At 49.6% G+C, this 17,610-nt stretch carries 17 protein-coding genes; 9 read left to right on the forward strand and 8 right to left on the reverse strand.

All coding sequences use genetic code 11. The features are described 5' to 3' along the window. Positions 1-25: 25 nt before the first annotated feature. Complete coding sequence (locus tag V5J35_RS17330; RefSeq protein ID WP_354008352.1) at positions 26-811, reverse strand: hypothetical protein; 786 nt, start codon at positions 809-811, stop codon at positions 26-28. A gap of 65 nt (positions 812-876) precedes the next feature. Next, a complete protein-coding gene (locus tag V5J35_RS17335; RefSeq protein WP_354008353.1) occupies positions 877-1,128 on the reverse strand; it encodes a hypothetical protein in 252 nt (83 codons plus the stop codon). A 178-nt stretch (positions 1,129-1,306) separates the two neighbouring features. Here V5J35_RS17335 and V5J35_RS17340 point away from each other — a divergent pair, with 178 nt between their 5' ends. From V5J35_RS17340 to V5J35_RS17350, 3 genes are all read left to right on the forward strand, one after another. Then, a complete protein-coding gene (locus tag V5J35_RS17340) occupies positions 1,307-1,792 on the forward strand; it encodes an FKBP-type peptidyl-prolyl cis-trans isomerase (protein WP_354008354.1) in 486 nt (161 codons plus the stop codon). Positions 1,793-1,990: 198 nt separating this feature from the next. Continuing rightward, positions 1,991-2,989, forward strand: coding sequence for a hypothetical protein (locus tag V5J35_RS17345; RefSeq protein ID WP_354008355.1), 999 nt, complete (start codon positions 1,991-1,993; stop codon positions 2,987-2,989). A 176-nt stretch (positions 2,990-3,165) separates the two neighbouring features. Then, positions 3,166-3,696, forward strand: coding sequence for a hypothetical protein (locus V5J35_RS17350; RefSeq protein ID WP_354008356.1), 531 nt, complete (start codon positions 3,166-3,168; stop codon positions 3,694-3,696). On the opposite strand, the gene trhO is transcribed toward V5J35_RS17350, so the two are convergent. Beyond that, the gene (gene trhO, locus V5J35_RS17355) at positions 3,662-4,678 is read right to left on the reverse strand and encodes an oxygen-dependent tRNA uridine(34) hydroxylase TrhO (RefSeq protein ID WP_419095762.1); all 1,017 of its coding nucleotides are present in this window, start codon (positions 4,676-4,678) and stop codon (positions 3,662-3,664) included. The two genes, V5J35_RS17350 and trhO, sit on opposite strands and share 35 nt — an antisense overlap. Before the next feature lie 303 nt (positions 4,679-4,981). Between trhO and V5J35_RS17360 the strand changes: the two genes are divergently transcribed. Beyond that, positions 4,982-5,548 (forward strand): hypothetical protein, encoded by a 567-nt coding sequence (locus tag V5J35_RS17360; protein WP_354008357.1) that lies wholly within the window; start codon positions 4,982-4,984, stop codon positions 5,546-5,548. A 272-nt stretch (positions 5,549-5,820) separates the two neighbouring features. On the opposite strand, the gene V5J35_RS17365 is transcribed toward V5J35_RS17360, so the two are convergent. Continuing rightward, the gene (locus V5J35_RS17365) at positions 5,821-6,225 is read right to left on the reverse strand and encodes an SMI1/KNR4 family protein (protein ID WP_354008358.1); all 405 of its coding nucleotides are present in this window, start codon (positions 6,223-6,225) and stop codon (positions 5,821-5,823) included. A 200-nt stretch (positions 6,226-6,425) separates the two neighbouring features. Between V5J35_RS17365 and V5J35_RS17370 the strand changes: the two genes are divergently transcribed. Then, on the forward strand, positions 6,426-7,760 hold the full coding sequence (locus tag V5J35_RS17370) for an MATE family efflux transporter (RefSeq protein WP_354008359.1): 1,335 nt from the start codon (positions 6,426-6,428) through the stop codon (positions 7,758-7,760). A 114-nt stretch (positions 7,761-7,874) separates the two neighbouring features. On the opposite strand, the gene V5J35_RS17375 is transcribed toward V5J35_RS17370, so the two are convergent. Together V5J35_RS17375 and V5J35_RS17380 are read right to left on the reverse strand one after the other, a co-directional pair. Then, a complete protein-coding gene (locus V5J35_RS17375; protein ID WP_354008360.1) occupies positions 7,875-9,206 on the reverse strand; it encodes a DEAD/DEAH box helicase in 1,332 nt (443 codons plus the stop codon). A gap of 74 nt (positions 9,207-9,280) precedes the next feature. Then, positions 9,281-10,180, reverse strand: a complete 900-nt coding sequence (locus V5J35_RS17380) for a hypothetical protein (protein WP_354008361.1) — start codon at positions 10,178-10,180, stop codon at positions 9,281-9,283. Positions 10,181-10,251: 71 nt separating this feature from the next. Here V5J35_RS17380 and V5J35_RS17385 point away from each other — a divergent pair, with 71 nt between their 5' ends. Next, complete coding sequence (locus tag V5J35_RS17385; protein WP_354008362.1) at positions 10,252-11,355, forward strand: hypothetical protein; 1,104 nt, start codon at positions 10,252-10,254, stop codon at positions 11,353-11,355. Between the two features lie 25 nt (positions 11,356-11,380). Continuing rightward, complete coding sequence (locus V5J35_RS17390) at positions 11,381-11,836, forward strand: adenylyltransferase/cytidyltransferase family protein (RefSeq protein WP_354008363.1); 456 nt, start codon at positions 11,381-11,383, stop codon at positions 11,834-11,836. On the opposite strand, the gene metG is transcribed toward V5J35_RS17390, so the two are convergent. Together metG and V5J35_RS17400 are read right to left on the reverse strand one after the other, a co-directional pair. Continuing rightward, positions 11,837-13,885: a methionine--tRNA ligase gene (gene metG / locus V5J35_RS17395; RefSeq protein ID WP_419095763.1), complete on the reverse strand. Its 2,049-nt coding sequence runs from the start codon at positions 13,883-13,885 to the stop codon at positions 11,837-11,839. 178 nt (positions 13,886-14,063) lie between these two features. Further along, positions 14,064-16,055, reverse strand: a complete 1,992-nt coding sequence (locus V5J35_RS17400; protein ID WP_354008364.1) for a PP2C family serine/threonine-protein phosphatase — start codon at positions 16,053-16,055, stop codon at positions 14,064-14,066. 359 nt (positions 16,056-16,414) lie between these two features. Here V5J35_RS17400 and V5J35_RS17405 point away from each other — a divergent pair, with 359 nt between their 5' ends. Both V5J35_RS17405 and V5J35_RS17410 read left to right on the forward strand, forming a co-directional pair. Next, the gene (locus tag V5J35_RS17405) at positions 16,415-16,876 is read left to right on the forward strand and encodes a DnaT-like ssDNA-binding domain-containing protein (protein ID WP_354008365.1); all 462 of its coding nucleotides are present in this window, start codon (positions 16,415-16,417) and stop codon (positions 16,874-16,876) included. Continuing rightward, a complete protein-coding gene (locus V5J35_RS17410; protein WP_354008366.1) occupies positions 16,776-17,573 on the forward strand; it encodes a replication protein P in 798 nt (265 codons plus the stop codon). The genes V5J35_RS17405 and V5J35_RS17410 overlap by 101 nt, the downstream gene beginning before the upstream one ends. Positions 17,574-17,610 lie beyond the last annotated feature (37 nt).

Genomic DNA, 17,610 nt, shown 5'->3' on the forward strand with positions numbered 1-17,610 from the left:
GGCTTCAACGGCAACTGCTTGCGAATTAAACGGAGTGAGAGTGAGACTCCCGCATTCTTCTCAACTCCCGTATAGCCGGATCACAACGGCACCGGTAAATGATGGCTGCAGCTCCAAAAAAAACAATCCCGGCACCGGCCGCACCTACTTTGATATGAGCATTCAGGCATTCGTCGTCTTCCTGACAGGTCGCCATACTGTAAAAGCCACCAACCAGTGTCGTAAGCAGGGTACTCATTGCACTCCCTACCAGCGTGTAAACCGGAACACGGGTTGCCAGGTGTCGCAAATGCTGTAAGGTGCTGGGCTGAGGTCTGCCTGCAGCAATGCCGGCCATTTGCCCCATCAGGGGTTCTACCTGTCCAAGCAACGCCAGCAGGTCGTTTGCGGCGTCTTCATCCAGATTCTGGACTGCCTCATAGGAAAACTCCCGAAGACTCTCCATTAATTGCTGGTATTGTCTCAATGCTCTGGCGCTTCTCAGATAGGAATTCTGGTGCAATGCACTGAACATATGGTGCGCACGAAAAAAAAGAGGGTGCCTGCTGGTCCTTTGCCCTACCGCATGCTGACAGCTTGCCAGAAGAGGCGTTGTCTCGTCGCTGTGTTGCAAGAGAGACCCTTCAAGAGAACGGGTGCTGGCAGAATCTGCGCGGCATTGGATGCGCACCAGTAATCGATCAAGAGCATTATCCCGGTTGATGATCAGCGAGTGTCTGCGCCAGAACTCAATAATGCTTCGCTCTGCGGCCTCTCCCAGAGAAAATGAATGAGAACAGTGTTCACATAAAGCGCTGAGGGGAATGAGCACATCGCTACTCCCGGCAGTGGTGAGTGTGACTCAAGGATAGAGTATTTACAGGGCTTATGCCTGAGTCAGTTTTTTCCAGAACGACTGTTGGGCTCGAGAGAAGCCCACAGGTTTTCGTCGGCCAGGGCAATCAGGGAAATTTTACCACGCCCTTTGGCTTCTGGCTGGAAAATGGCGCTGTTAGCGGGCGTTCTAAGCCCCTCGACAGGTTGCGCATTAATGGCTTTGACAGGAGATGAGCTGTCCCTGTTCTGGAGGGCATTTTCAGTCACCTGGTTGTGGGCAGGGAAAGCGCCTCTGGCGGCTGGACCTACCATAGATTGCTAGTGATCACTTAAACCATTCACCATCCTGTATCGGCTTTGAGTGGCAGGATGTGAGAATCACTACACAGATCATGGATGCCCGCTGCCTGTATGGGGGATAAAACACTGTCAGTTTGTTGAACAGGCAGGTATCCTGTTGAATTAAATACATCCCAGAGATAATGAACGAATGGTAATTTCCGACAACAAGGTCGCAAAGATTCATTACACCCTGAAGAACCAGGGCGGTGAGGTCATGGACAGCTCCGAAGGCCACGAGCCTCTGGCTTATCTCCAGGGCGCCGGGAATATTCTGGAAGGTCTGGAAAGTGCGCTGGCAGGCAAGCAGGCGGGTGACAAGCTGAAGGTGTCTATCGAAGCGGCTGAAGGTTATGGTGAATACGACGAAAGTCTGGTTCAGCCAGTGCCTCTGGAACAGTTTGGTGAGCACCAGGTGGAAGTGGGTATGCAGTTCCATGCTGACACCGCTATTGGTCCTCGCATTGTGACCATCATTGCCATCAACGAAGAAGAGAAGCAGGTGGTGATTGATGCCAACCACGCCCTGGCCGGTGAAGACCTGTTCTTTGATGTTGAGGTGGTGGAAGTGCGCGATGCCACTCAGGAAGAGCTGGATCACGGACATGTGCATGGGCCGGATGGCCACGAGCATTGATTAACCGCTGCTGATTAAAAAAGCCGGGCAGGTAACAACGACCTGCCCGGCTTTTTATTTGTATTTACTTTTTATTTTTTGCGCATTCAGCGGCAACATACTTTTTCAGGGCGTGTACTATGCTTGCTTAATATTTTCCCACTCTGAAGTATTATGGGTGCTGTCAGATTCAGATTAATTCTCTGCTTCGTTCTCTTAATGCTCAGTGAGATACTTGTTGCTCAAAACAATACCAGTGACAGTGAGCCAGAGGATGATTGCTCAAGCTTTACAACAGTGACGATAGATTCCGTTGAGGCACACATTCAGGAACTTTTACAGCAGGATAGCAAAAATTTAAGTGACTTGTCTGAGAATAGCGTGGAGGTTCAGGATGAAAGCCAGTCTGAACCTGAGACTCCATCAGAAGCGGAAACTATAGAATCACTAATGAGGAGCTATAGCGGCACTGTTATTTTGGTATCTAATCTGGATGTAGGTAATGTGGAAGATGTTAGGACTCTTCAGCAAATATGGAGGTCGTCTATTGCACGCTGGCAGCGTGAGGGCAGGATGATATGGATTGCCTATTCAAACAGGGACAGAACGTCTCAAGAGCTTGCAGAGCTGACCTTTGCCGGGTTCGACATTATCATAGAGCGCGGGTTGTCAGACTTGACTCTTTATTGCCGCTCACCAGTATTGCACACGAATATTGCCGAACACCTGGTGGTACAGAGACCTGTCAGAACGACAGAACACTTTGTTGTTATCCCGGATCTGGAAACGCAACTATTAAGTCTGCTGACGTCATTCATATATGCCCTGAGGAGAGGTGGGGCTATTCGGGATGACATGGCAGGTCTTGTTTTAAGTGGCCAATACAGCTACGACGATTATGAAAGGACGATTGCTGCTGTGGAAAGGCGACAAATGGGGACTTTGTTCAGAATCTGGATTGACCGGCACGCAAATACCGTTGAAATTAACGGCTTGCCGACACAGGAGATGGTCGTACGGGGAGTCGTGAGGGCGCTTGCTTTACCAGTAGCTTCTTTTATCGTCTTTGAAGCGAGAATTCGCAGGTTTCATGGAAGTGTGCAAATGCCAGTTTTGTTGGGCAACCAGATTCCTGTATCGGCTTTGAGTTATGAAAATAGCCTTGGTAATAATACCGACGATGGTTACATGGCTGATGATGAAAGCGATGACCGTTAACTTTGCTTAATAACGACGCTACAGACCTTTCAATTTCTCAGTTAATGGTTGTATAGTTCGCAGCCATTTTGTTTGTCGATTGTTTGTTGTCTATGCGACTCCTGACTGCGCCATTGTTGGCGATTGCTATAACTGCTTCTGTTTATAGTGCTGAACACGCTTTTCCGTATTGGACTATGATTGCGCAATGGAAAGACCCCCTGCTGTTTCTGGCTGGCCTGATGGCAGGGGTGCGTTGGCCTGACTGGGATTTTTTGATACCGGGGTTAAGCCACCGTTCCGGTTTGACGCATTCCATACTGTTGCCTCTAGTCGTGTATTTCATGGCCTTGCCCGCCATTGCTGCCGGGTTATCGCTGGGCATTGCCCTGCATCTGTCTTCTGATATTCAGCCCAAAGCCTGGACGGGAGGGGCGCTGATAAAATTTCCTGTGCTGGGCAGCATTGGAAAAAAACTGTCGCCGTTATGGCTGTTCATCAATATCGTGGGCTGCATTGGTATTATGGCAGCCTCCCTTGATATTGAACCGCATTTTGCCCAGCTGATTATGCTGATGGTAACGTCTGCCGGAACCTTCTGGTATTTCAGTCGAGAGGAGAAGAAGCGCCTGATTCCACTGACCACCCTGGCAGCCAGTGGCTTGCTGGTTCACAGTTTTCGCAGTGGGCTTCTTACTCTGAGTGCTGTGACTCAGTTTTTTGTCTGATCGCTTGATTTCGGGAGCGCTGGCGCTCCCTGTCACGGATTTTCTGCTTGCGTCGTGATTTTACGGTTTCCGCAACCTGCCCACCGATATGTGCTTCTCCACGGGCTTTAGCCAGCTGCATCTGTTTTTCCCGCTCCTTGAAACGCTGCTTCTGCTGGCTGGAATGTTTGTTATGGCAGTGTGGACAACTGACTCCCTGTTCATAAAACGGGCTGGCTTTATCTTCCTCGGTAATAGGCAGGCGGCAGGCGTGACACTGGTCGTATCGTCCCTTTTTCAGCTGGTGGTTGACCGTGACACGGTCATCAAAGACAAAGCACTCACCTTCCCAGAGCGATTCAGTCTCCGGAACGTCTTCCAGATATTTGAGGATGCCTCCCTGCAGGTGATACACCTGTTCGAAACCCTTTTGTTTAAGGTAAGCCGTTGATTTTTCGCAGCGAATACCACCAGTGCAGAACATGGCGACTTTTTTGTGTCTGGCCGGGTCAAGGTGTTTGTCAGCGTATTCAGGAAACTCCCGGAATGTTGTGGTTTCCGGGTTGGTAGCATGCCTGAAGGTTCCCACCTGAACTTCGTAATCATTGCGGGTATCGACCACGACAACCTCCGGATCTGAAATCAGTTGGTTCCAGTCCTGAGGTTTTACATAAGTGCCAGCACTCAGGATCGGGTCTATATTCTCGATCCCCATGGTGACAATCTCTTTTTTCAGTTTGACCCTGGTGTGCTTGAAGGGCTGTTGATCCGTAAAAGATTCTTTGGTGGTCAGGTCAGACAGCCTGGTGTCATTGCGCAGCCAGGCCAGAAGACTGTCAACATTCTCACGGCTTCCGGCCACGGTTCCGTTTATGCCTTCATGGGCAAGCAGCAGTGTTCCCCGGACTTGCAACCGGTGCATTGCCTCGGACAGGGGCTGGCGCAGGGTTTGGTAGTCGGTGAGAGTCACGAATTTGTAGAGGGCGCAAACAACGGTTTTCATTATTGTTGTCCATACTGTTGTCCATTGAGTGTACAACGCATTATCAGGGGTTATGTTCAGGGAGCCGGATGATGGGTTGGTTGAATGTGGTGAAGAGTGTAGCAGTCAACCAGGGATTGGAGTAGCAGTCTCTTCCAGTATGAAATAAGCCTGAATCAGTCAGTGCAAGCGTTTCTTCCATAAATTGTTAGATACACTAACCGCACAGTCAGTGTATTTTCAAAAGCATGGGGCATAATTTAGAGCATATTAAAAAGCCGACCAATAATAACTTTTAGTTAAAACGGATAAGGAGTAAATGATATGTACTCAACACAACTTTTCAACCATTCGACGAACGACTCTTTTTGGGTTGACCAATCTGATAAAAAGCCCCAGGCTGATAAAACCCGGGGAAGCGGTAGCCTGAATGGAGTGGAGGTAACGAGGGAAAACGGACAAAAGTATCTTTCCCGGACAGCTGTCGACCAGGCGAAGCCACCCAAAACATCCATCATGAGCAGAATAGCCCGACCATTTAAAGTTGCGGGCAGTTATATTAAAAGCACCATCAAAACCAGCGTCAGGAATGCTGCAAACCTTTCGGAGAAAGTGGGTAAATATGTTGGTGCGGGCATCGTTCTCGGAGCCTTGTGTCCCATTACTGCACCCTTAACGTTTGCGTCAGTTTTCTTACAAGACTCACAGTCTGCCAGACTACTCGGTAGCATAGCCAGTCCAGGTGAATCTCTGGGTGGAGGCACAGGCCGTATTGTTGGCGGAATTGCAGGTGCGGCAGTGGGGCTGGCTTTAACCCCTATTGCAGGAATGATTGGCCTTGTCAGGGGGGCGGTCAGTCTCATACCAGCCTCACATTCCGCGAGAGCCTGATTCCAGCTATTTAAGTCAGGCCGATGCAGTGTCCATTACCGTAGGAGCCTGACCGAGAATAGACTGCCCTACTGCGGTCGTAGCAAATTGGTCTGAAAATCCGCTTTTGTTCGTTAAATAGCTCGCTATTCGCCTCACAAAATCGAATTTTCATCCTCAATTTTCTACGATCCTCGCTACGGGCGCTATTCTCGGTCAGGCTCCGTAGGGATGAACACTGCATTTTCCCTAATGGCTGTTTGGATAAGTAACGGAGCAGGGAGTGTTCTCAGTTAACTTTGCAACCAGACATCCTTAGCCCAGTGCCAGACCGTAGGCCATGTTTCTTCTTCCTTCAGTTCTCCGCCTGACCAGAGACCGACTTCACCTTCAGCAGAAACGCAGTAGTAATCACCATTGTATTCGCAGATCGGGATCAGGTCTCTGGGAACACCCAGGTCCCAGGCCGTTGCGGTGACTTCTGGCAGATAAGTGTGGGAATGGGAGTCGGCAATGGTGACCGGCTCCATTGAGCCATAGACGACATCGCTTACCTGTAACAGGAATTCACGAAATTCGTAGGGTATAGGCAGCAGGATCTGTTCCTCTATTTCTATCAGGTCATCTTCGTTGGGAAGATCCAGAGGAATGGCCACCTGTTCCGCATTTTCCCGAAGTTCTTCAATGACATCTTCCATCGGTCTACATCCAGTAACAATAATTCAGAAACAATAGTTTGCCCCTAGTTTAACATTGCTCACTGGTAGCGTGATCACATTTATGCGGACACATGTGGGGCCGTCTGCATTGAAAGATATAACAGGCTGGAAATGTTACGGACTGTCTTCTGTAATAGATGCACTTCGCCTGTTAATTTGGCTTTTTCGGGTAATCTGACGTGAGCAGCGTAGCTGTCAATCTGGGTGCAGACCCTGTGCCAACCTGTTTCCGGCATTATTTGCTGCCCTCGGTTATGGGGATGATGATCAAGTCTGTTTATATTATTTCAGACCTGATCTTTATTGGTCAGAGTATGGGACACGCTGGTCTGGCAGCGATCAATATTGTAATTCCTTACTTCACTTTTATGTTTTCGGTTGCCATGTCGATTGGCGTGAGTGGCTCAGCACTGATGGCGATTCGTTTTGGTGAAGGGCGTAAACAAGAAGGCCTTATTATGTTTCAGCAGGCGTTCTCCCTGACCGGCATCACTATGATGCTGTTCACGGTTTTTACATTGCTGGAACTGGAAAACATTTCTTGCCTGTTTGGTGCCAATGAAGAGCTGTTGCCACTGGTTAAAGATTATCTGGGCATGATAACGCTGTTTGCTACTCCATGTGGTATGGGCTGGGCTATGTCCGGGTTCATCCGAAATGATGACAACCCCGGACTGGTTATGCTTGCAATGATTAGTAGCGCCAGCACTAATGTTTTTCTTGACTGGCTGTTCCTGTTTCCATTTGGCTGGGGCATGAAAGGTGCTGCCTGTGCCACGGGTATTGCTGAGGTGGTCATGTTGGGAACGCTGTTATTGCACTTTCGTCGCCCAAAGCAGTCGTTGAAACTTAAACTGGTGCTGCCGGACTGGCACATTTCTAAACTGATTTTCAAGAACGGTGTGTCGACATTTGTCATGGAGTCTGCAGTGGGTGTGGTGATCATGGTATCAAACTGGGTATTGTTAAGGCTCGGTGGCAACCTGTTTGTTTCTGTGTATACCATTGCCCTGAACTGCACCTGGGTGGTGGTTCTTCTTGTCTATGGTGTCGGACAGGCTACCCAGCCGATTATCAGCTTCAACTATGGTGCCGGGCTTAACCACCGGATTCAGGAAATCATCAAACTCGGATTTGGGCTGGCTATGGTGATTGGTCTTACCCTGTCGCTGGGAATGGTTGTGTTTGCCCATTCTATTGTGGCGCTGTTTGTTGATAAGCCATCTGCGCAATTGCTGGCTCTGGGGGGGCATGTACTGCGGCTGTATGCATTGTCGTTTGTACCTATGTGCATCAGTCTGATGACGGCGACGCTGTATCAGTCGGTTGATAAACCCGCTTATTCCACGGTTATTTCCATGTTGCGGGCCCTGGTTTTACCGCTGGCAGGAGTATTCTTATTGCCAACCTTATTTATGGCTAATGCCGTTTGGTACAATTTCTTGCAGACAGAGGTTATGACTGCCCTGATCAGCGTGTATTTCCTCAAACGCTTTTGGGATCAGTTGCGTTAAAGCACTGTTTAACCCTCTATGACATGGTCTGTATGAAAAGCCTGTATGAAGAGTCTGCCTGAATGGTGTTCACAGGCTCTCTGCTAGAAAGCCTGTGATGAAAATGGAGGGCTATCAGCTTTTCTTGCGGCGCAGGGGTTCAAAGCCCGCATCGACTGCTGTACCGGAGGCTTCAGCAGGCTTGCGACGTTTACCGATGTTTTTCTTCACACGATGACGAGCCTTGGTTTTGTCGGCGTCTTTCTTATTGATCTTTTTCTTTTTCGATCCTGCCGCTTTACCGGAAGCCTTGACCTTTTTCGGACCTTTCCATGAACCGCGTAACTCTTTAATGGAGCGCTTTTCAAAACGGGTTTTCAGGTAACGCTCAATGCTGGACATCAGGTTCCATTCGTTAGGGCCAATCAGGGCAATAGCCAGCCCTTTTTCACCGGCGCGTCCGGTACGGCCAATTCGATGTACATAATCGTCACCACTTCGGGCCATATCGAAATTGATCACCAGTTGCACACCTTTTATGTCCAGACCCCTGGCTGCCACATCCGTGGCGACCAGTATATTGATCTGGCCATCCTGAAACCGGTTCATAATCTGTTTGCGGTGTTTATGATCCATATCACCGTGCAGTACACCCACCTGTAACCCCTGCCTGTCCAGCAGATTAAACAGGTGCTCGGCATTATCGCGGGTATTGGAAAAGACCAGCGCCTTGTCAAAGGTTTCGTGCTTCAGCAGCCAGCTCAACAAACGTTCTTTGTGCGGATTGTCGTCAGACAGCATGATCTGCTGGTGAATGTTTTCGTGCTTGTCGCGGGCTGTACTGAGGGTAATGGTTTCCGGGTTTGTCAGTACAAACCGGATCAGTTCGCCCATGCCTTTGGGTTTCATGGTGGCAGAAAACAGCAGGGTCTGGCGTTCTTCACGGCATTCGTCAGCAATTTTCAGCATATCGGGGCTGAAGCCAAAGTCGAGCATCCGGTCGGCTTCGTCCAGTACCAGATATTCCAGATCACTGAAATCAGTGTTGCTGTTTTCCATGTGTTCCAGCAGACGACCCGGAGTGGCGATCAGGATTTCCGGGTTCTTGCGCAGGGTGTTAACCTGATGGCGGAAATCGTCACCGCCGGTAATGATGCCTGCTTTCAGCCAGGTAAAGCCCGCCAGCTTTTCACACTCTGCCAGAACCTGACGTGCCAGTTCCCGGGTGGGTACCAGAATCAGTCCCCGGGTGCTGGAACGGGGTGCCGGATTATTCTGCATGTGATGCAGCATGGGCAACAGGAAAGCGGCTGTTTTACCACTGCCGGTCTCGGCGTTGACGATAAGGTCCTTACCCTTTAACACCTCAGGAATCGTGGCTTCCTGAACGGGCGTTGCCTGAGTGAATTGCTGTTGGTCAAGAGCCTTTTGCAGGCGTTCATGCAGTGCCAGTTCGGAGAAAATCAAGGGCGGGTCCTCGGCAGAAAAAATCATGGGGGAATTTGAGAGGCAGGCATTCTATTCGGGAAGGACTGAAAAAGCTATGGTTCACCAAACAGCATGTCTGTCACCATATCGGCAATCGCGTCCGATATCTCGTTCATCCAGCTGTAATGATTTGCCATTTGCCAGGTGTTAAAGGTAAACATGCCTGCTTTTATCACCAGCAGACTGATCCCGGTGCCGAGTTGAGTCACCACTCCATCGGTCACGTCTGCAGGTGACGGCCTGTAAGTGTTTTCAAGATACTGAATAATAATCAATGAATTATAAGTAATGATATAGCCGACGACCTTGGCGTGGTCTTCAACTTTATTGCTGACAATCCCCCGGATTGAAAACTCTGACTCACCTTCTGACTGATAATCGCTATTCTGGTAACTCTCAACTAAATCGCCTGCACTATCGCCTACTCCCAGAATGCTAAGAAGGGAGTTAGCCGCTTCAAACAGCAGGAAGGCAGTGAGAAAGCTTTTACCCCACCAGGCATAAGCTCCGTAACCTGCAACGGAGGGAAGAGCGATAGTGATGGCATCTTCCAGCAGATCATCCAGAGAGTTATGTAAAAAGTGGTTAACTTCGTCGAGGAAGGTGGCGTATGTTGTGTAAAAAACCTTATGGAGGCGCTCTCTTGCGTTGAGTGGCTCCACTGGTTCAATTCTCATAATGGTGCAGTTATTTCTTTCTACCCAGCGCCCGGGACATCGGGTAAGAAACTGTGAGCTGTCTGGAAGCCCCTTTCCTTCTACTGCCTTTTCAAACAGTGCCGAATGATAGCAGACCAGTGTTGACTGGTTGCCGGAGATATCCATCATGCACAGCCTGCCGTCTCTCCTGCTGAGGGCAAAAGTCTGGGGGGGGTTAAAGGCTTCTGCCGTTGTGGTCAGCATCAGGCAAATTAGAAGGCAGCAATCTTTCAGGGTGATGTCCAGTCCAGTCATTCACTTTCCGTCTCAGTGCTGAATCGTCAATTGATGATAGAATAAGAGTCTTTAAAAGTTTTGGGGGGAGGATGTCCGCCTTCTTACGTTTTGTTGTTTCTATCGTTTTCCTGATAGGTCTGGCAGAAGCAGGCGAGTTTAGAATTGATGTCTACAATGCGACTGGTTTTTTCAGTCAATATTTTACGGAAGACGGGCAGGTTTATGAGGATTCCCAGATACTGGCGATGTTTCAACAGCTTCCTTTTATCAGAAGTATTCATGTAAACCACGATCCAAACCGATATTTCATCTACTCAGATTATCAAGTACAGCGAAATCCTGAGATACCTGCCATGGCCAATCCGGAATTAAGGCGCGAAACTCTGAAAAGTGCTTCTGTACCTTCAAAAAGACTCAGAAATAAACGGTTGCCTGACTTTTTAATAAGTAATTCTGACACGAACCCTATCCCAAGAAATATTGAAATCAGCAGGTCGGATAACCAGTCGTTCTCTGTTAAAAGTACATGGTCAAACGGTAAAACATCACATCGTAAAATGACTGGGAATCCTCTTTCAATGATTAATGTTTTAATTGATGTTGAAGACTGTATGGGACGCAGAGATGTACGTTTCAGCAGAACACAAAAGCAATGGCAAATTAAAACAGATGATGCTCGTGTGGTTCCTGGCCTTTCAATTTCCCTTCGTTACACCAGGGAACAGTGGGACCAAACCTTTTATGATGGAATTCTTGGTGTTGATGAGGGCTGGTCAATCTATGCAATCGTCATGTCTTCCGGGCAAAGTATTCTTTGGAACGGCCGTATGGTTTCCCATCAGGTCGTTATTGGGTTTCAGTTAGTTAACCAGCAAAGCCATTCTAATCTGTTTATTCAAATGACAAACTGGACAAACGATGACCTGCATTGCTCATACAATTACCTTAATCCTGAAACATCTTCTACCTGTCCGTTATTGTCTGAGAGTGAAAATAAGGTTGATGGTAGCAGTGAATTTATTCTCTACTCTATTCTCATTCACGCAGGAGCTGGTACTTCAAATGAAGAAACAGATCCTTTACCGCTACGCGCCTATATAAACAAGGGGTTTCGTGACGACGATGATGATGACGCACCTGCAGCCTCAGGGGCAGCAGGCTGTAGAGGATGCATGATATCGTCGGACAGATAGCTGGCTTAATTAATGGATAAAAATAATGATGGCTGAAGGCAATGGAAAGGTCGTGTGTGTATCAGGAGGATTTGATCCGGTTCATATTGGTCATCTGCGCCTGATGCAGGCAGCAAGTCAGTACGGACGAGTTGTTGTTATTGTCAATTCCGACGACTGGTTGCTGCGTAAAAAAGGCTATGTCTTCATGCCGCTGGCTGAGCGATGCGAATTACTGGAAGGTTTTGCCTGCGTGGACACGGCAATTCGGGTTGATGACACGGATAATTCAGTGTGTGAGGCTCTGGCACGCCTGAACCCCGATTATTTTGCCAACGGTGGTGATCGGAAAGCTGACAATACGCCTGAGGTTGAGCTGTGCCAGACGCTGGGTATTGAGTTGTTGTGGAATGTGGGTGGCGGGAAAGTTCAGAGTTCGTCTGAGCTGGTCAGGCTCAATGGAAATGACTTGTCGTCATCTCCACTGAAAAGAAGAGGGTGATTACATCACCCGCATTCCAGGCTGGGCGCCTTCATGAGGTTCCAGAATCCACAGATCTTTACCACCGGGACCCGCAGCCAGAACCATGCCTTCACTCACGCCGAATTTCATCTTGCGTGGTGCCAGGTTGGCGACCATGACCGTATGTTTGCCGATCAGGGCTTCCGGTGCATAGGCTGACTTGATACCGGCGAAGATGTTGCGAGTCTCCGCTTCACCAATGTCCAGAGTCAGGCGCAGCAATTTGCCAGCGCCTTCAACGTGCTCGGCGTTAACGATTCTGGCGATACGCAGGTCAACTTTGGCGAAATCATCAAACTTGATCTCTTCTGCCACCGGCTCTTTTTCCAGCCATTCGTTGCTGGCTGTTTTTACGACTGGTTTTTGTTCCGCCATCTTTGCCAGAACTTCTTTGCTGGCTTCAATCATGTTGCCCACCTTATCGGCTTCAACACGGGTCATCAGTGGCTTGAACTTGTTCACACCATGATCCAGCAGCAGGGACTGGCTGTCTGCCCATGTCAGTGGCTCAACGTTCAGGAAGGCTTCAGCTTTAACGGCCATGGCAGGCAGAACCGGCTTCAGGTAGATCATCAGCAGGCGGAACAGGTTGATGCCTGCGGAGCAGATATCGTGGAGTTCCTGATCCTTGCCTTCTTCTTTAGCAACCACCCACGGTTTCACTTCATCAATCCAGGCATTGGCTTTGTCGGCCAGGGCCATGATTTCACGCATGGCTTTACCAAACTCACGACCTTCATACAGCCCGGCAATCCTGTCACCGGCTTTCTGGAAGTCTGCGGTCAGTTCAGGAATCAGGTTGTTGGCAGACAGCTTGCCACCAAAACGCTTCTTGATGAAACCGGCGTTACGGCTGGCAATGTTGACCACCTTACCCACCAGGTCGGAGTTTACGCGCTGGATGAAATCGTCGGTGTTCAGGTCCAGATCGTCGATACGGTTAGACAGTTTGGCAGCGTAGTAGTAACGCAGGTATTCAGGGTCGAGATGATCCAGGTAGGTGCGGGCTGTAATAAAGGTACCGCGTGACTTGGACATTTTCTCGCCGTTAACGGTCAGGTAGCCGTGAACGCTGACACTGGTCGGTGTGCGGTAGTCGGTACCATGCAGCATCGCAGGCCAGAACAGACAGTGGAAGTTAACGATGTCTTTACCGATAAAGTGGTGAACTTCGCAGTCGCTGTCTTTCTTCCAATAGTCGTCGAAGTTCAGGTCGTCACGGCGGTCGCACAAGTTTTTAAATGCCGCCATGTAACCGATAGGCGCGTCCAGCCATACGTAGAAGTACTTGCCGGGCTCACCCGGAATTTCGAAACCGAAGTAAGGTGCATCACGGGAAATGTCCCAGTCCTGCAGGCCGGTGTCCAGCCATTCTGCCAGCTTGTTAGCGATTTCATCGGAGATGGTGCCGGAACGGGTCCACTCTTTCAGAAAGGCGTCAAAGTCAGACAGTTTGAAGAAGAAATGTTCACTTTCCTTTTCAACCGGCGTAGCGCCGGAAATGGCGGAACGGGCATTTTTCAGGTCAGCCGGAGAGTAAGTGGCGCCACAGGCTTCACAGTTGTCACCATACTGGTCAGGCGTGTTGCACTTCGGGCAGTCGCCCTTGATGTAACGGTCAGCCAGGAACATTTCTTTCTCTGGGTCGAAAGCCTGAATAATGTTGTGGCTGGCAATATGGCCTTTCTCTTTCAAAGCCAGGTAGATGGCTTCGGACAGCTCGCGGTTTTCATCGGAGTGTGTGGAGTGGTAATTGTCGAATTCCACGTGGAATTCGCTGAAATCACGCACACGCTCTTTGTTGATCAGGGCGACAGACTCTTCCGGCGTAATACCCTGTTTTTCAGCGTGCAGGCTGATGGCGGTGCCGTGGGCATCGTCCGCGCACACATAGGTACACTGGTTGCCGAACAGCTTCTGGAAACGAACCCAGATATCGGTCTGGATGTATTCGACCAGATGGCCCATGTGCAGCGGCCCGTTGGCATAGGGCAGGGCGCTGGTAACGAGAATTTTTCTTTGGCTCATGCGTTTACTGTTTCGCTCGAACTGGCAGATTTTGGAAATTAATCAGCCATTATACTGCATTGTGTTCAGGGAGCCATAAGGGGAACGGGAAGTGATGCATGTCTGGCAGAGAGGCTGGAAGGGGCAGTCAGGAAACCTTGTCAGCGGTTTCCTGACCTGAAAAGAGTCTGAGAATGGATCAGGCCGGTTGCCCACTTGTATCGGCAGCGGATTGTGGTGGTTTGAAGAGGTCTCTGACCCGGGTGACGATGACCACGAGGTTGTCCTTCGAACCAGCCCTGAAAGCGTGATCCCTGATACTGGCTGCCAGATTTTCCGGGGAGATATCGGGTTTTTCTGTACACAACCTTTTAACCAGCCGTGTAATTTGCTCATTGGTGGCGACTTCCGAAATGCCATCGGAGAACTGTACCAGAAAGCCACTCGGGTCAAGCTCGTTTTCATCAAAAACCGTGACAAATGGCCTCGGGCTGGTCACTCCATTATAGTTATGATCTCCAATAGAGGTGACACAACTCATACCATTGTCTCCTTCCGGAGTATCCCTGCACTTTACCCGAACCTGGCTCGGCTTTTTCGGGTGTGGAGCAACGATACCACCACGTTCATGAACCATCTTGTTAAACCGGGACTTTGCATTATCCGGGTTATCCTGTTCGTTTAGTAAACCGGCATCTTCAGAGAGCTGGATACAGGCGCCTGCATCGGATGGCGCTTTATCAGGGTTGATAAAGAGAGAACGGCTGTCACCGGTGTTGATAATGCATAGATGGTTTCCGATAACGGCTGCACAGTTCAGTGTGCTACCGCCTGACTGGTAATTGCCCTGCCGGTCCAGGTCGACAATTGCAGCCTGGCACGCAGCCGTCATACCCGTTTTTGTGAAGGTCTTCTGATTCAGTGAATTCAGGCGCTTTGTCAGGGCTTCAGGAAGGTTTTTTCCACTTTCAGTGGCTGCGGAATTGTCTCCGGTATCTTTTCTGTTATCGACAGTGTGACCGTCCAGCACAGCGGTTATCCGGACCGGTGTCCAGTGACCGGCAATCATGGTATGCACATGCTGTGCAACAGGCACATCCTCCATGCCATAAGAGACATTGCCATCGGCTCCGGCAATTCCTGTGGCAGGTAGTTCTTGAGAAGCGGTTTTAAAGCTGTACAGGTATTCACAACGTCCTAACTTATTGGGGTCATCCAGAAGCGCCTGAAACTTTCCATGGGTTTTCTCGTCAAATTGCTCAGCGTTACCTTGCGCTTGCGCCCGCTGTTTGTTTTCTGCCAGCTCGTCTTTAAGCAAAGCCGCTGAAGTGGTGACCTGATAGTCCAGATCCTGTAGCTCCTGCAATGAGAGTCCGGCAGGGTTTAGCGGGGCAGCAAAGTCAGACTGTTCTTTCATTGTTTCTACAGGCTGGCCTTTGACCTGCCGGGTTGTGACCTTGTCTTTGTCCGGAAAATTTTTTAGCTGGGCTTCTAATAATGAAGTTGCAACGGTTTTTCTGCGGGTCGACAGCTCCATAGTTAACATGTCCTGAATAGAAGACTCTTGTTCACTGTCTCTGTAGGAACTTGACACTCTTGTTGCCAGTTCTTTCACCAGGCCTTTGTTGATTGAGCAAAGTTCCTGAAAAAGTGCCCTCTTGTTGGCGGGTGTTGCGAAGTCAGGGGCAAATTTCTCAGAAAGTCCGGACTCCAGATAGGTCATAAGATGGTTGTAGTCTCCTTCTCTTAAAGAAGGGAGTCCTGGGAGTTTCAGGTTGTTAGCGCCTTCGTATGCTTTGGCGCCTGCGCTGAACGGAGTTTTTGCTGATTCCTCAAGTTTTTCTACAAAAGGTTTCAATCCTGAAGGGGTAAGGCGCTCAATAGAGCTGAATTTAATCCCCCGCTCTGTTAAGTGGGTTCTTTCAACGTAGGTGTTCAGGCTGCCTTCCATATTGCTCTGATAATCTGCAAATGTTTTACCTTCCGGGTCTCTTACCGTTAGCACCCAGGACTTTGCCCAGCCCAATGCCTTATCAGTCTGCCCGAACTCTTTAAAGAACTCCTCTTTAGACATCACCCTTCCGTTATCAGACATACCCAGCTCTTCTTCGGGCTTACTTTTTTCGTATTCACGAATGGTTTTGCAAAAGTTATACGTTGTCGGGTAAGCATTGAGTGTACTGGGGTCCATAACTGTATCTCTTGTTCTGGAGAAGGAATGTCATGGCTATCGGCGGAACCCCTGCAACTCTGATGAAAAATTGTCACTGTTGCTCAACCTGAGCTCGGGGTAAACTACTAACCGTTCATACAAAGGCGGAAAGTGCTGAAAAGTGTAGATATACGCATTGCTCTTTTGTTGACGCAGGAGCAGACTTGCCCGCCCTTTTTTCTTTCAGAAACCCTGAGATTTTTTGCAGGTTTTTTGTCACGGCTGTTTGGGCAGAACTGGTGGTAGACCCGGATCATCGCCAGCAAGTGTTCGCCCGATCCATGTTTAATTTCAATGACCGGTAGACCGGAACCGGGAAGGCAGGTATTGTTAATTCCATGACCGAAGAGGATCGAAAACAGCGTTATATTCGTCAACGCAACGCCGGTGCATTGCCCTGGGAACTTGAAGAATCGAGATCTGTCGAGCCGGAACATCCGGTTTTTTCACAGGGTATTCAGCAGGAAGTGCCGGCAGCACCCGCGAACGAAGGTGCCAGGGTGCAGCCTTTACCGGACGACTTTCAGCCTGATCCGGTATACATCGAGTTTCTCGAGGTTCACCATGGCATTGACCGTGAATTTACCCTGGCTCAGCTGGTTGAGTTCAAACTGTACTGGCGTGAAACGGGGGAAGCACGCAAGGCATGGCAGAACAAGTTCAAGAACCATGTGATTTACCAGTGGAAGCGGAGCCAAAGTGAAACAGGGCAGAGAGCTAATCGATCAACAGCTGAAAAGCTTACAGACACCAGCTGGGCAGACGGCATACAGCTCGACTTCGACGACACCGACAACTGAGTCTGTACAGGGTTCTGGTTCTGGCTCTGGTCGGGGCGCTGGTCAGAATGAAAGCGCAGAACAGCAACAAAACTACCGCTACGCCATCAACACCCTGTTTACACTGCTTGAAGATGCCTACCCGTTAAAATTCAAGCGGGCCTTCCCAACCGAAGAAGATCTGAACCGGGCCAAGCGGGTCTGGTTTCAGTCTCTTAAGGAATTTCATCCCCGGCGTATTGTTAAGGCGGCGCAGAAAGCGCTGGATACCAGCAAGTTCTTTCCAGACCTCAGTGATATCCGTGAGCTGTGTAAGCTGCGCTATGACGAGGTGGGGCTGAAAGAACCACTGCAGGCGTATTATGAAGCCTGTTATGCGCCGGTGCAGACCCGGGACTATCACTGGTCGCACATTGCCGTTTATCTGGCAGCCAAACAGACCGGCTGGATGACTCTGCGCAGTGAAGAACAGCGTATCGCTCTGCCGATTTTTGAGCGCAATTACGAAATCATCTGCAACCGTGTGCTGGATGGTGAAGACCTTGAAGCGGATATTCTGCAGGGTCTGGAAGACAGTCGCAGCAAAGAGGCTGTACGGCTGGCGGATGAGCAGGCTGAACAGGGTTTGCGTCAGCAGATGGAAAAGCAGGGGATTGACCCGGATGCCGGGCGTGAGGCATTTATCAGGATGCGTGACCAGCTGCTCAGGAATAAGTAACGTAGCCTGACCTGACTGACACCCTCTATGAAATGGG

The sequence above is a fragment of the Endozoicomonas sp. NE40 genome (assembly GCF_040549045.1).
Lineage (GTDB): Bacteria > Pseudomonadota > Gammaproteobacteria > Pseudomonadales > Endozoicomonadaceae > Endozoicomonas_A > Endozoicomonas_A lisbonensis.

What these genes read in the sequence shown, in the direction of transcription:
- V5J35_RS17335 (WP_354008353.1), bottom strand. Translation starts at nt 1,128, where the DNA reads ATGGTAGGTCCAGCCGCCAGAGGCGCTTTCCCTGCCCACAACCAGGTG.
- V5J35_RS17340 (WP_354008354.1), top strand. Translation starts at nt 1,307, where the DNA reads ATGGTAATTTCCGACAACAAGGTCGCAAAGATTCATTACACCCTGAAG.
- V5J35_RS17345 (WP_354008355.1), top strand. Translation starts at nt 1,991, where the DNA reads ATGCTCAGTGAGATACTTGTTGCTCAAAACAATACCAGTGACAGTGAG.
- V5J35_RS17350 (WP_354008356.1), top strand. Translation starts at nt 3,166, where the DNA reads ATGATTGCGCAATGGAAAGACCCCCTGCTGTTTCTGGCTGGCCTGATG.
- trhO (WP_419095762.1), bottom strand. Translation starts at nt 4,678, where the DNA reads ATGAAAACCGTTGTTTGCGCCCTCTACAAATTCGTGACTCTCACCGAC.
- V5J35_RS17360 (WP_354008357.1), top strand. Translation starts at nt 4,982, where the DNA reads ATGTACTCAACACAACTTTTCAACCATTCGACGAACGACTCTTTTTGG.
- V5J35_RS17365 (WP_354008358.1), bottom strand. Translation starts at nt 6,225, where the DNA reads ATGGAAGATGTCATTGAAGAACTTCGGGAAAATGCGGAACAGGTGGCC.
- V5J35_RS17380 (WP_354008361.1), bottom strand. Translation starts at nt 10,180, where the DNA reads ATGACTGGACTGGACATCACCCTGAAAGATTGCTGCCTTCTAATTTGC.
- V5J35_RS17385 (WP_354008362.1), top strand. Translation starts at nt 10,252, where the DNA reads ATGTCCGCCTTCTTACGTTTTGTTGTTTCTATCGTTTTCCTGATAGGT.
- V5J35_RS17390 (WP_354008363.1), top strand. Translation starts at nt 11,381, where the DNA reads ATGATGGCTGAAGGCAATGGAAAGGTCGTGTGTGTATCAGGAGGATTT.
- metG (WP_419095763.1), bottom strand. Translation starts at nt 13,885, where the DNA reads ATGAGCCAAAGAAAAATTCTCGTTACCAGCGCCCTGCCCTATGCCAAC.
- V5J35_RS17400 (WP_354008364.1), bottom strand. Translation starts at nt 16,055, where the DNA reads ATGGACCCCAGTACACTCAATGCTTACCCGACAACGTATAACTTTTGC.
- V5J35_RS17405 (WP_354008365.1), top strand. Translation starts at nt 16,415, where the DNA reads ATGACCGAAGAGGATCGAAAACAGCGTTATATTCGTCAACGCAACGCC.